Origin of the sequence: Streptomyces endocoffeicus, from assembly GCF_016741935.1 — a bacterium.
In the GTDB taxonomy this organism is placed as follows: Bacteria; Actinomycetota; Actinomycetes; order Streptomycetales; family Streptomycetaceae; genus Streptomyces; species Streptomyces endocoffeicus.
The window spans coordinates 205,936-218,004 of sequence record NZ_JAERRG010000012.1; the positions used below are offsets into that span (position 1 = coordinate 205,936).

The following is a 12,069-nucleotide window of genomic DNA, read 5'->3' on the forward strand; positions in this document are numbered from 1 at the left end:
ATCAGTCCCCATCGCCGCCATCACCACCGCGATCGCCCTCCGCCGACAGCCGCATTCCGTCCCGCGCCGGGACCAGGCAGGCCCGCTGTCCCGGGTGCCCGTCCACGGTGATCAGGCAGTCGAAGCAGACCCCGATCCCGCAGAACAGCCCGCGCGGTCTGCCCTCGCGCCGCGTGGTCCGCCAGGCCACGATCCCGGCCGCCACCAGCGCCGCGCCCACGCTCTGGCCCGGCAGCGCGGTGACCGCCGTGCCGTCGAAGGTCAGCCGGTAGGGCGACGACCCCGCGCGCTCCTCACTCCCCGCGTGGCTCATCCGCACCACCCTCCTCGAACTCGAAGCGTTCGGGGGCGAACGGCGTCAGGTCCAGATCCGTCGCCTCCCCCGTCAGCGCCTGTGCGATCAGCTTCCCCGTCCCCGCCGCGAGGCCGATCCCCGCGCCCTCGTGGCCGCAGGCGTGCCACAGCCCGGGAGCGCGCGGGTCGGGGCCGATGACCGGCAGATGGTCGGGGCAGTACGGCCGGAAGCCCGCGTACACGCGCATCGCCCGCACCGACGCCAGCATCGGGAACAGCCCGATCGCGCCCCGGGCCAGCGCCCGTACGGCGGCGGGGGACGGCCGCCGGTCGAAGCCGACCCGCTCCCGGGTGGAGCCGATCAGCACCGTGCCGCCGCCCGTTCCCTCCACGACCGGCGACGCCTGGAGCTCCGCGTCCGAACTGGCCACGGCGTCCACGTAGTCGGCCGCGTAGACCTTGTGCCGTACGGTCGCGGGCGGCAGTGGTTCGGTCACGAGGACGAAGCCCCGGCGCGGCAGCACCGGCAGCTCGACGCCCGCGAGGCCCGCCACCGCACCGGCCCAGGTGCCCGCCGCGTTCAGGACGGCGGGGGCGCTGACGGTGCCGTGGGGTGTCCGTACGCCGGTGACCGGGGCACCCGCACCGCCTCCGGAGGCGGCCGGGGCACCCGCACCGCCGCCCGGGGCACCCGTACGCCGGAGGAACCCCACCACCTCCGTCCTCGTCCGCACCACCGCCCCGCGCCGCCGCGCGAGCCGCAGCAGATGGGCCGCCGCCAGCATGGGCTGCACCTGGGCGTCCTGCGGATACAGCGCGCCCCCGGCGGCCTCGCGGGTCAGCCGTGGTTCGAGGTCGTGGAGTTCCGCCCCGGACACCTCCTGTACGACGACCCCACGGGCCCGCTGCCGCTCGGCCAGCGTCCGCAGCGCGGCCAGGGCGGCGGGGGTGGAGGCGACCACCAGCCCGCCCTTCCGCTCGAACTCCCACCACTCGCCGTACGGGCCCAGGTCCTCGCCCCACACCTGCCGCGAGTACCGCGCGAGCTCCAGCTCCGGGCCCGGCTCCTTGTCCGAGACCAGGACGTTTCCCTCGCCCGCGCCCGAGGTGCCGCCCGCGATGGCACCCCGGTCGACCACCACGACCCGCAGCCCGGCCAGGGTGGCGAACCAGGCGGCGGCCGCGCCGACGACACCGGCGCCGATGACGACGAGGTCGGCGGTCCTCGGCAAGTCCTGGGTCCTCGGCAAGTCCTGGGTCTTCGGCAAGTCTTGGTGTGTCGAGTCGTTCCCGCCCGGCGTCACCGGGGGCCACCGGCCCACAGCCCGCGCACATGGCCGATATGGCGATGCGTCATGGCCTCGGCGCCGCGTGCGTCCCCCGCCTCCACCAGGTCCAGAAGAGCGTGGTGCTCGGCCGCCGACTGGCCGAGCCGTCCGCTCTCCAGCAGCGGGATGAGCCCCAGCAGCCGGGTCTGGGAGCGGAGTTCGGAGACCACGTCCACCAGCCGCCGATTCCCGGCGTGGCCACGGGGAGCGGATCCGGTCATGTCCCATCCACCACCGATCTCCCCTCTCTACACCAGGAACCCGGCCGGGAACGGATCCTCGGGGTCGAGATGGAACTGCGCGGTGCCGGTGACCCACGCCCGCCCCGTGATCGAGGGCACGACGGCGGGCAGCCCCGCCACCGTGGTCTCCTCGAGCAGCCGCCCGATGAACCGCGTCCCGATGAACGACTCGTTGACGAACTCCTCGCCGAGGCCCAGCTCACCGCGTGCGTACAGCTGGGCCATCCGCGCGGAGGTGCCGGTCCCGCAGGGGGAGCGGTCGAACCAGCCCGGGTGGATGGCCATCGCGTGGCGGGAGTGGCGCGCCGTCGAACCCGGGGCCTGGAGGTAGACATGGCGGCAGCCGGTGATGTCCGGCCGCTCGGGGTGGTGCGGCGGGTCCTGCGCGTTCACCGCGTCCATGATCTTCAGCCCGGCGGTCAGCAGCTCCTGCCCGGCCGCCCGGTCGAAGGGCAGCCCGAGGGCGTCCAGCTCCACGATGGCGTAGAAGTTGCCGCCGAAGGCGATGTCGTAGCGCACCTCGCCGAAGCCGGGCACCCGCACCGTACGGTCGGTGGCCGGGCAGAACGCGGCCACGTTCCGGAACGTCACCGAGGTGGCGGACCCGTCGCGCACGGCGACCTCCGCGACCACCAGACCCGCCGGGGTGTCCAGGCGGATGGTGGTGACCGGCTCCCGCACCTCGACCATCCCGGTCTCGACCAGCACGGTGGCCACGCCGATGGTGCCGTGGCCGCACATGGGCAGCACGCCGGACACCTCGATGAAGAGCACGCCGTGATCCGCGTCCGGCCGGGTCGGCGGCTGGAGGATGGCGCCGCTCATCGCGGAGTGGCCGCGCGGCTCGTACATCAGCAGGGTGCGCAGATCGTCGCGGTGCTCGATGAACCACTGCCGGCGCTCGGCCATGGTCGCGCCCGGGAGCGTCCCCACCCCGCCGGTGACCACCCGGGTGGGCATGCCCTCGGTGTGGGACTCCACGGTGTGCAACACCCGCCGCGACCTCACCGCCGCCCCCTGCCCCGTGCCCCGGCCCTCACCCGCACCGCGACCCCCACCCGCACGGCCCTCACCGGTACCCCAGCGCGAGCACCGTCTCGGTCTCCCGGACGACGCGATCCGCCACGTCCCCGGCCAGCCGCGAACGCGGCGGGCGGCAGGCTCCGCCGCGCAGCCCGGCGAGGTCCATGGACGCCTTGATGGCCTGGACGAACTCGGTCCTGGAGTCCCAGCGCAGCAGCGGATGCAGCGCGCGGTACAGCGGCAGCGCCTTCTCCAGATCCGCGCCGACGCCCGAGGTGGCGAGCCGGTACAGCTCCACGGTGGCGTCGGGAATCGCGTTCGGATACCCGGCGATCCACCCCACGGCCCCGGCGAGCCCCAGCTCCAGCAGCACATCATCGGCGCCGATCAGCAGATCAAGACCGGGGGCGCGCTCGGCGATCTCGTACGCCCGCCGCACATCCCCGCTGAACTCCTTGACCGCGCCGATCAGCCCCTCCCCGTGCAGCTCGGCCAGGAGCTCCGGGGTGAGGTCGACCTTGGTGTCATGGGGGTTGTTGTACGCCACCACCGGCAGCCCGGCGCGCGCCACTTCGCGGTAGTGGCCGACCACGGCCTCCCGGTCGGCGCGGTAGCTGTTCGGCGGCAGCGCCAGCACCGACCGCGCCCCGGCCTCCCCCGCCTGTTCCGCCCACCTCCGGCTCTCCAGCGCCCCGTACGCCGCCACCCCCGGCATCACCGCGAACCCCTCGGGCGCCGCCTCCACCGCCACCCGCACCACCCGGGCCCGCTCCTCGTCCGTCAGGGTCTGGTACTCCCCCAACGACCCATTGGGGCAGACCCCGTCACAGCCGTGCTCGGCGAGAAACCGCACATGGGCGGCGTAACCCTCGTAGTCGACCGACAACTCGTCATCGTCATGGAACGGAAGCGCCGTGGCGACATGAACGCCACGCCAGGGCGCGGAGAGATCGGGCATGCGGAACCTCCTGGGGGAGGGGGACCAGGCCACTGTCCTTTGTCCTTTGTGTTTTCAACGGTAGCAGTGCAATGTCACACTGCACAGTGGCCCGACCCGCCTTCTTGCCCCCTGTCCCCTATTCCTTGTCCCCTGTCCCTTGTCCCCTGTCCCCTGTCCTCTACGGCCGTCGGGCCGGACGGCTTCCCAGCCGGGCGACGACACCGGAGTGGAAGCGGTCCACGGCGTCGTCGACACTGCGGATGAAGCCGGACTCGGCATTGCCCCGGGCGCCGCCCATGCCCTTGAAGAGGGACAGCCGGAACCCGGTTATCCGGGCGCCGCCCTTGGGGAGCATGTCGGCCGGTTCGGGGCGGAGCCGCTCGAGGGTGCCGCGCGGGCCGCCGCCCTGCCCCTCGACCAGGGTTTCCACATGGAGGTCGGCCGGGGCCTCGGCGAGCTGCCGGACCAGGCGTTTGGCCCAGCTGAGGGGATAGCCCTGGTCGGGGGCCGGAATCTCGATGGCGGTGCGCAGCTTGCCGGTGCGCAGATCGGCGACGATCGCGAGGATCCCGGAGGTGCCCTCGATGCGCAGCTCGGCGTAGAGACGGCCCTCCTCGCAGAGCCGGTCGGCCATGTCCGCACGACGGGAACTCTGGTCGGTCCCCCGCCTGGCACGCTGAACGGGCAGCACCTTCTGCCCGAGTTCGCCGCCCAGCCGCAGACAGACCTGGCGGATGAGCCGGTCCCAGCTCTCGACCACGTCGATGGCGCGCCGGTCCCCCTGGCACAGGGTCTCGTTGTCGATGCCGTTGCGCACCGGCACCCAGGCCGGGCCCATGTTCTGGAAGCCGTGGCAGCCGGAGTTCTCGTGCTGGAGGTACTGCAGCAGTTCCTGGAGGAGCCAGGCGTGCGCGGTGTTGCCGACACCTTCGTGGCGGATCAGCATCTGGGCGTGGTGGGCCACCTCGGCCCAGGACAGATGCCACAGCGCGACCTTGTGCTTACGGCGTCCGTCGACCTTGATGTCGACCAGCGGGCTGCCTTCGAGAGCGACGTCGTTGGACAGCGTGATCACGGCCTCGTAGCCCCGCCGGGCGGCGATGTCCATGTAGTCCTGGACCTGCTCGGACTTGAGCGGATTGCCGTTGGTCTTCGTCTCCACCAGGGCGGTCCAGAGTTTCCCGGCCCGCTCCACGCGGATCACGCCGTCGGGGCGCTTGGGGGAGTTGCCTCCGTGCGGCAGGGAGACCTCGGTGAAGGTCTCCATACGACCGGCGGGCGCGCCGAAGGCCGCCGTGAGCCGACGCCCGAACTCGGGCACCTGCGTCATCACCGACAGCAGGACGGACGTGGCGCGCGTTTCCCGTTCCCGGTCGTATCTGAGCGAGGAAACCGGGAAGAGCCGAGCCGCCCGCCACGACTCGTTCTCCGCCAGCGACTTCTTGGCGACCTTGGGAAGCGTGACCTTCTTCTTCGCCGTACGGGGGCGGCGGGCCGGAGCCGGTGCGGAGTCCTCGCCCGTCACCGGGGCCGTGGGCGCCGCCGTCCGCACGGGGGTGCCGGGTGCCCCCTCGGCCCCGGGCGCGGGCGCCTGCTCCACCGCCTCCGGCGCCGCGTCCGCCACCTCGTCGGCGGTCGCCTCGTCGGCGGTCGCTTCGTCGGCCGTCTCCTCGTCGGCGGTCGCCTCGTCAGCCGTCGCCTCGTCGGCCGCGTCATCGTCGATGTCGATGCCGAAGTCCGTGGCCAGACCGGCCAGTCCGGACTCGTACCCCTGCCCGACGGCCCGGAACTTCCACTCCGCGCCCCGGCGGTAGAGCTCGCCGAAGATGAACGCGCTCTCCACATCGGCGTCCTCGATCGAGAACCCCAGCAGGGTCTCGCCGACCCGGTCCGCGAGGGTCACCCGCAGGTCGCCGAGATCGCCGAACCTGGCGCCGCCGTACCGGCTGGCCGCCACGACGATCCGCTCGACATCCGCGGGGGCCGCCGTCAGATCGAGGCTGATGCGGTCCTCGTTCCCCTCGGCGGTCGGCGTCTTGCCCAGCAGTTGCACACTGCCATCGGCGGCGGCCGGGTTGTTGTAGAAGTAGAAGTCGGCGTCGCCACGGACCTTGCCGTCACCGTTCAGCAGCAGCACGGAGACGTCGGCGTCCCCATCTCCGGTCGCCGAGCTCCAGTTCAGGCTCAGGATCACGGATCCCGTGTCCTCGCTCAGAGCGGCCAGGCCGACATTGCCACCCTTGATCATCTCCCGCATGGTTGGCCCCCCAAAAAAAGACAGCCGCCTCGGACCCCCCGAGCGGCCTCCGCATGGCGATGCGTGACGCGCCGCACATGTCGCGTGAGCGAAGTGAACCTTAGCGCCCGAACCACGCGTTTCGGGAGGTCATGCGTCAATTGATACCGGCCTGCGGCCTCCGGAAGTCACCGAAAACGCACAGGAGTTCACGGCGCGAACTGTGCGGTCTATACCTTTTGCGGGTGTGGTCAATGTGTCGCACGAGACAGTGAACGTGACTACTATTCACGTTGATTCGGCCGGATCCCACGGCTTGTCAGGTGGCTCATCATCCAAAACGGGGACTGCTCTTCGTCTCTTGTCAGCCAGGTCACCGGCGTGAAAGGCTCGCCCCGCCCCGTAAGGGGAATCCCCAACTCCGAGGCACCGCTGTGCTGTTGGCTGACCACCCCGCGGCCCGTTTGTGAGAGGGTTGCCCCCGGCGGGGGCGCCGCTGTTCGTGAGTGAGGAATTGCCTCCATGCCCGACCACTCATCTCCCAGGGAATCGCCCGGGGACGGCTCCCCGACGCGTCGCGGGGTCGCCGAGGCGCCCGGCGAGGATGTCGATGGCGCGGCCTCCGCCACGGCGTTGCTGGGCGCGTACTGGGACGCGGTCGCCGATTACGCGGAACTGTGCACCACCACCCCGGAAGACGGGATGCGGCTCGCCACCGAGGCGTTCCGGCGGGGCATCCGGGAAACCCGCAACCGCCGCACCCGGGGCTTCGGCAAGCGCCTCCCGTGGCTTCCGCTCTTTCTGACCGCCGTACGGAAGACCGCCGCCGACTGGGACGCCCACCGGCACGGGGACCGGCTCAACCCGGAGCTGCGGACCTGGCTGGCCTCCGACCTCGCCGCCCGGTTCGCCGCCCCGCCCCGCGACCAGCCGCTCGCCCTGCGCGCGCTGCGGGACCTGCCGGAGGCGGACGGGGAGCTGCTGTGGCTGGTCGAGGTGGAGGCGCGGTCCACGGAGGCGGTGGCGCGGCAGCTGGGGTACGACCCGGAGTACGCCACCGAGGAGATCGCCCGGGTCCGCGCGGCCTTCCGCGAACGGTGTCAGCGCGCCCATGTGGACACCCTCACCGACGAGGAGTGCCGCAGCTACGCCAAGCTGCTGGACGCCGCCACCCGGGCGCCCGACTCCCCCTCACCCGCCGACCTGTGGCAGCACCTCGCCCGTTGCCGGACCTGCCGGGACGCCGCCACCTGCATGTATGTGGACGGCGCCGGGCTGCCCGGCGCGCTGGCGGGCGGGGTCATCGGCTGGGGCGCGCACCTCTACCTCAAGCGTCGCCGCGCGCTCGGCGAGCGGGCCCCGGGCGCCAAGCCGAGCGCCCGCGCCGCCGCGCCCACCGCGCACGCGGTCCGCGCGCCGCTCTGGGAGCGGCTGCGCGACCGGGTCCTGGACACGGTCGGGGCGCGGCGGAGCAGACGGGCCGATGGTGTGGAGGGCAGAGCCGGCGGAAGATCCGGTGCGGGCGGCAGAGCCGGTGCGGGCGGCAGAGCCGATACGGGTGGCAGAGCCGGTGCGGGCGGGGCCGATGGCGTGAGCGGGGCTCGCTCCGGGGGACACCGGGTCGTCCGGAACCGCGCCGCCCGCCGCCGGTTACGCAGAGCCCGTACGACGGTCATCCTGGCGGTGATAGCCGTCGTCGCCCTCGCCGCACTGGTCGCGATGACCAGAACCGCCGCGGACTCCGACAACCGCACCGGCGGTTCCATGGGCCCCGAGGTGACCCCCGGCAGCCTGCCCCCCGCCACCTCCTCGCCGTACAACCCCGGCGCCCCCGCCTCCCCCAGCCCCTCGAAGAGCGAGGGCGGGAAGGACGGAAAGGACGGGAAGAGCTCCGGCAAGGGGCACCAGAAGAAACCCGGGCGCTCCCCCGCCCCATCCTCCTCGTCCGCCAAGGGCGACTCCGACTCCGACTCTGGCTCCGGCTCCGCGTCCGGCCACGGCGGCAAACCGCCCTCCGGCGACCGGAAGCCCGGCGACGACGCCGACTGCACGGCCCGTTTCCAGCTGGTCAACGAATGGCCCGACGGCTTCCAGGCCGCCGTCACCCTCACCTCCCGCGACTCCCTCGATGACTGGCGGGTCACCTGGACCTTCCGCGACTCCCAGCGGGTGACGCAGATGTGGGACGGGGAGTTCACCCAGCACGGCCCCAAGGTGACCGCCACCTCGGCCGACTACAACAAGCGCGTCAAGGCCGGTGGTTCCCTCTCCATGGGCTTCCTCGGCTCCTGGAGCGACGGCAACCGGCCGCCCGGCTCCTTCACCCTGAACGGCCGCCCCTGCGCGGGCTGACGACACCGCTCCACCCGGCCCGAACGGCGGTCCCACCCGGATGGCGGAACAAGACCTCCGCCCCCGGGGGAATCCATCCCGGAGTGAGCAGTGTCCTCAGCGGCATCGTGACCCTGCCCCCCGACGCCCCCGCCGGGCGGGCGGCGCGGGTGGTGGTGGAGGTGCGCAACGTGTCCCGCTCCGACACCCCCGAGTCGATCGTGGCCGCGCAGGTCCTCACCGATGTGCCGCTGAGTCCGGGCGGCCATGTCCCGTTCAGCGTCACCGTCCCCGGGGAGCTGGTCCCCGGGGACAACTACGGGCTGCGGGTCCATGTGGACGTCAGCGGCTCCGGGGTCATGGAGAACGGCGATCTGGTCAGCGCCGAGGCCGGCCCCGTACCGGCCGGATCCACCGCGGGTCTGATCGCCCCGGTCACGATCGTCTGAGGGATGGGTCCCGGCGCGGGGCCGTGCGCCGGGACCCATCGGCTCAGTTGTCGTTCGCCGCGTCGGAGTCCGCCCTGTTCGCCGCCGACTCCGCGTCGTTCACCAGCTTGTTCAGCTCATCCAGCTCGGAGGCGGACGGAGCCGGTGCGGTGGCCGACGGGGCGGACGTGCCCGATGAGCCGTCCGCGTCGTCCGAGCCGTCCGAACCGCCCTTGCCGCCGCCACAGCCGGTGACCAGCACGGCGCAGAGCAGGGCCGTGGCCGCCACGGCCCAGGGGCCGCGCCTCACTTGGCTGATCCCTTGGCCCCGCCGGATCCCTCGCCACGCGCGGCGCACCACTTCTGGACCTTCGAGAGGTCCTTCTGCCGCTGCTCGAGCGTCGGCACCAGGGACCTGCGGAAGGTGAGCTTGTGGTCGAGGAACGTCTGGACCTCGGTGTGGTCCGCCTTCTTCGCCCGCTCGACCCGTTTGGTCAGCCGGGCCACGGACCCGCGGACGGTCGCCGGGCCCTTCAGCCGCTTCAGCGCCCGGTCCAGCCGCTTGTCGATCTTCTTGGCGCGCTTGCACAGCCCCCGGGAGCCGTCCCCCGCTCCCTTCGGCGCCTTCGCGCTCGGGGCGGCGGCCGGTGTCGAGGCCGGGGCGCTGCCGTCGGCCGCCGCGATGCCCACCGGACCGAGCAGGGCGGCGGTGGCCGCGCACGCCACGAGGACGCTCTTTCCACGGTGCATGGTGCTGTTCCTTCCCTTGGAGCCGGACGGCCGGGGAGGGGCCGGGCCGTCCCGGACTGGGAAAAAACCTAGGAACCTTCTTTGTGGAAACTCTGTGGGCCGGAGCTACGGGGCCTCGGCGGGCCGCAGGACGAACCCCACGCCGCGCACCGTGTGCAGCATCCGCGGTCGGCCGCCCACCTCCAGCTTGCGGCGCAGATAGCTGACGAAGGTGTCCACGGCGTCCGTACGGACGTCGAAGTCATAGCCCCAGACGCGATCCAGCAGCTGATCGCGGGTGAGCACGATCCCGGCGTTGCGGGCGAACACGTCCAGCAGCTCGAACTCGCGCCGGGTGAGCCGCAGCGCCACCCCGTCCAGCCACGCCTCCCGGGCCTCCGGCACCATCTCCAGCGCACCGGCCCGCACCCGGTCGGTGGCGGCGGGCGGACGGCGGCGCAGCAGGGCGTGCAGCCGCAGCACCAGCTCCTGGAGCGCGAAGGGCTTGACGAGATAGTCGTCGCCCCCGGCCTGCAGCCCGGCCACCCGGTCGGCCACCTCGTCGAGCGCCGACAGCATCAGGACGGGCACGTCATTGCCGTCCGCGCGCAGGGCGCGGCACACCTCGATCCCGCTCAGGTCCGGCATGGAGATGTCCAGGACCACCACATCGGGGGCCCCGTCGCGCACCGCGGCCAGCGCGGCGTGGCCGCCGTCCGCGAGGGTCACGGCGAACCCGTTGAGCCGCAGCCCGCGCTCCAGGGACCGCCGGATGGCCGCGTCGTCGTCCGTCACCAGGACGCGACCGCTGCCCGTGCCTGCCATGTCCGTACCACCTCCGGCCCGGCATGGTACGTGCCCCGCGGTGCGCGCGGCGCGTTCCCAGGGCCGGGGCAGGGCCGGGGCATGGCCTTTGGGCCAATTGACTCCGTCCCGTCCGCGCCGTGGGATTGGCCTGGTTCACCCTTTTCCCGCCGCTCCCGCCCAGGAGCCGGTGTGTCCCGCGCCCGCGAAGGAGCCAGCGTGTCCCAGCCCGCCACCGCCCCGGATGCCCTGGACGCCCCGAATGCCCTGGACTCCCTGCACTCCCTGGACGCGCTGGGGCCCAAGGGGCCCTACCGCTCCCGCAACCGCCTCACCGTCAACGATGTCACCGGCGCGCCGATGGCCGAACTCTCCCTGGTGCCCCGGCTGTTCGTCACCCGGGCGCTGGCCGCCCTGCGCGCCGCCGGCACCCTGCCGCTGGAGGAGCGGCTGGCCGCGCTGAAGCGGGCGGGGGAGCTGTTCGCCACCGGCACCGTGGCCGGGATGCCGGCCGAGACGTACGAGGGCGCGGTGTGCCGGATGTCGGGCACCCCGCTCGCCAATGTGCGGATCGCCGTGGAGGCGATACGGCTCAGCGCCACCGAGGCGTACCGCAGCGTCCAGGCGGCCCGCCCGGTGGGGGCGGTGGGCGATTGGCGCGATCCGTACGCCCGGAGCGGCACCGCGGTGTGGATCCGGCGCGGCGATGTCTTCGCGGTGCACGCCGCCGGAAACCACCCCGCCGTGCACGCCCTGTGGCTGGAGGCGCTGGCGCTGGGCTACCGGGTGGCCGTACGCCCCTCCCGCCGTGAGCCACTCACCCCGTACCGGCTGGTCAGCGCCCTGCGCGAGGCGGGGTTCGGGATGGATCAGGTGGTGCTGCTGCCCACCGACCACGACGCGGCGGGCGAGATCCTGCACGGTGCGGACCTCTCCATGGTCTACGGCGGGCAGGAGGTCATCGACCGCTACGCCGCCGATCCCGCCGTGCTGCCCAACGGGCCCGGCCGCTCCAAGATCCTGATCACCGCCGACCGGGAGTGGCGCGACCACCTCGACGTCGTCGTCGACTCCATCGCCCGCCACGGCGGCACCGCGTGCGTCAACGCCACCGCCGTCCTCGTCGAGGGCGATCCGGCGCCGGTCGCCGAGGCGCTCGCGGAGCGGCTCGCCGCGCTCCCCAGCCTGCCGCCGCAGGACGAGAAGGCGGTGCTGCCCGTCCATCCGCTCGAGGTCGCGCGCGGCTTCGAGCGCCTGCTGCTCGGCAAGGCCGCGGGCGCCCGGGCGTGGCTGGGCGGCGACGGCGTGGTGGACGACCTCGGCGACGGCAGCGCCGCCCTGCGCCCCGCCGTCTTCCAGCTCGACGATCCGCGGGACGCGCGGCTGGGCGTGGAGCTGTCGTTCCCCTGCGTCTGGGTGGCCCCCTGGACGCGGGAGGCGGGCGTCGCCGCGCTCCGGGACAGCCTGGTGGTCACGGCGCTCACCGGGGACGAGGCGCTGCTGGACGGGCTGCTCGCCGAGCCGTCCATCAAGAACCTCTACATCGGTGACCATCCCACCCACTGGATCGCCCCGGGCATCCCGCACGACGCGTATCTCGGCGAGTTCCTGATGCGTACGAAGGCCGTCATCCGCGGCTGACCCCATGAGTCCGCACCCCTGCCGCCATCCGCCCTGCCGCCATCCGTCCTGCCGCCATCCGCGAGGAGCATCC

Annotated in this window: 12 protein-coding genes; 3 read left to right on the top strand and 9 right to left on the bottom strand. The window is 73.0% G+C overall.

Annotated elements, in window-relative coordinates; all coding sequences use genetic code 11:
• Position 1: 1 nt before the first annotated feature.
• From JK364_RS28265 to JK364_RS28290, 6 genes are all read right to left on the bottom strand, one after another.
• Complete coding sequence (locus tag JK364_RS28265; RefSeq protein WP_201854138.1) at positions 2-313, bottom strand: (2Fe-2S)-binding protein; 312 nt, start codon at positions 311-313, stop codon at positions 2-4.
• Positions 294-1,526 carry an NAD(P)/FAD-dependent oxidoreductase gene (locus tag JK364_RS28270; RefSeq protein WP_230992604.1) on the bottom strand — a complete coding sequence of 411 codons (1,233 nt, stop codon included), beginning with the start codon at positions 1,524-1,526 and terminating at the stop codon, positions 294-296. Before JK364_RS28270 ends, JK364_RS28265 begins: the two co-directional genes overlap by 20 nt.
• A gap of 68 nt (positions 1,527-1,594) precedes the next feature.
• Positions 1,595-1,843: an FCD domain-containing protein gene (locus JK364_RS28275; RefSeq protein WP_201854139.1), complete on the bottom strand. Its 249-nt coding sequence runs from the start codon at positions 1,841-1,843 to the stop codon at positions 1,595-1,597.
• 27 nt (positions 1,844-1,870) lie between these two features.
• Positions 1,871-2,872 carry a proline racemase family protein gene (locus tag JK364_RS28280; RefSeq protein WP_201854140.1) on the bottom strand — a complete coding sequence of 334 codons (1,002 nt, stop codon included), beginning with the start codon at positions 2,870-2,872 and terminating at the stop codon, positions 1,871-1,873.
• A 61-nt stretch (positions 2,873-2,933) separates the two neighbouring features.
• On the bottom strand, positions 2,934-3,845 hold the full coding sequence (locus tag JK364_RS28285) for a dihydrodipicolinate synthase family protein (protein ID WP_201854141.1): 912 nt from the start codon (positions 3,843-3,845) through the stop codon (positions 2,934-2,936).
• A 160-nt stretch (positions 3,846-4,005) separates the two neighbouring features.
• Positions 4,006-6,075 carry a TerD family protein gene (locus tag JK364_RS28290; RefSeq protein ID WP_201854225.1) on the bottom strand — a complete coding sequence of 690 codons (2,070 nt, stop codon included), beginning with the start codon at positions 6,073-6,075 and terminating at the stop codon, positions 4,006-4,008.
• 510 nt (positions 6,076-6,585) lie between these two features.
• Between JK364_RS28290 and JK364_RS28295 the strand changes: the two genes are divergently transcribed.
• Positions 6,586-8,415, top strand: coding sequence for a cellulose-binding domain-containing protein (locus JK364_RS28295; RefSeq protein ID WP_201854142.1), 1,830 nt, complete (start codon positions 6,586-6,588; stop codon positions 8,413-8,415).
• Between the two features lie 83 nt (positions 8,416-8,498).
• Entirely contained in the window at positions 8,499-8,843 is a 345-nt protein-coding gene (locus tag JK364_RS28300; RefSeq protein WP_201854143.1) for a hypothetical protein, read from the top strand.
• A 43-nt stretch (positions 8,844-8,886) separates the two neighbouring features.
• On the opposite strand, the gene JK364_RS28305 is transcribed toward JK364_RS28300, so the two are convergent.
• From JK364_RS28305 to JK364_RS28315, 3 genes are all read right to left on the bottom strand, one after another.
• Positions 8,887-9,132: a hypothetical protein gene (locus JK364_RS28305; protein WP_201854144.1), complete on the bottom strand. Its 246-nt coding sequence runs from the start codon at positions 9,130-9,132 to the stop codon at positions 8,887-8,889.
• Positions 9,129-9,572: a hypothetical protein gene (locus JK364_RS28310; protein WP_201854145.1), complete on the bottom strand. Its 444-nt coding sequence runs from the start codon at positions 9,570-9,572 to the stop codon at positions 9,129-9,131. The genes JK364_RS28305 and JK364_RS28310 overlap by 4 nt, the downstream gene beginning before the upstream one ends.
• A 105-nt stretch (positions 9,573-9,677) precedes the next feature.
• Positions 9,678-10,376, bottom strand: a complete 699-nt coding sequence (locus JK364_RS28315; RefSeq protein WP_201854146.1) for a response regulator transcription factor — start codon at positions 10,374-10,376, stop codon at positions 9,678-9,680.
• Positions 10,377-10,574: 198 nt separating this feature from the next.
• Between JK364_RS28315 and JK364_RS28320 the strand changes: the two genes are divergently transcribed.
• Complete coding sequence (locus tag JK364_RS28320) at positions 10,575-11,996, top strand: aldehyde dehydrogenase family protein (RefSeq protein ID WP_372462002.1); 1,422 nt, start codon at positions 10,575-10,577, stop codon at positions 11,994-11,996.
• The last annotated feature ends 73 nt before the right edge of the window (positions 11,997-12,069 follow it).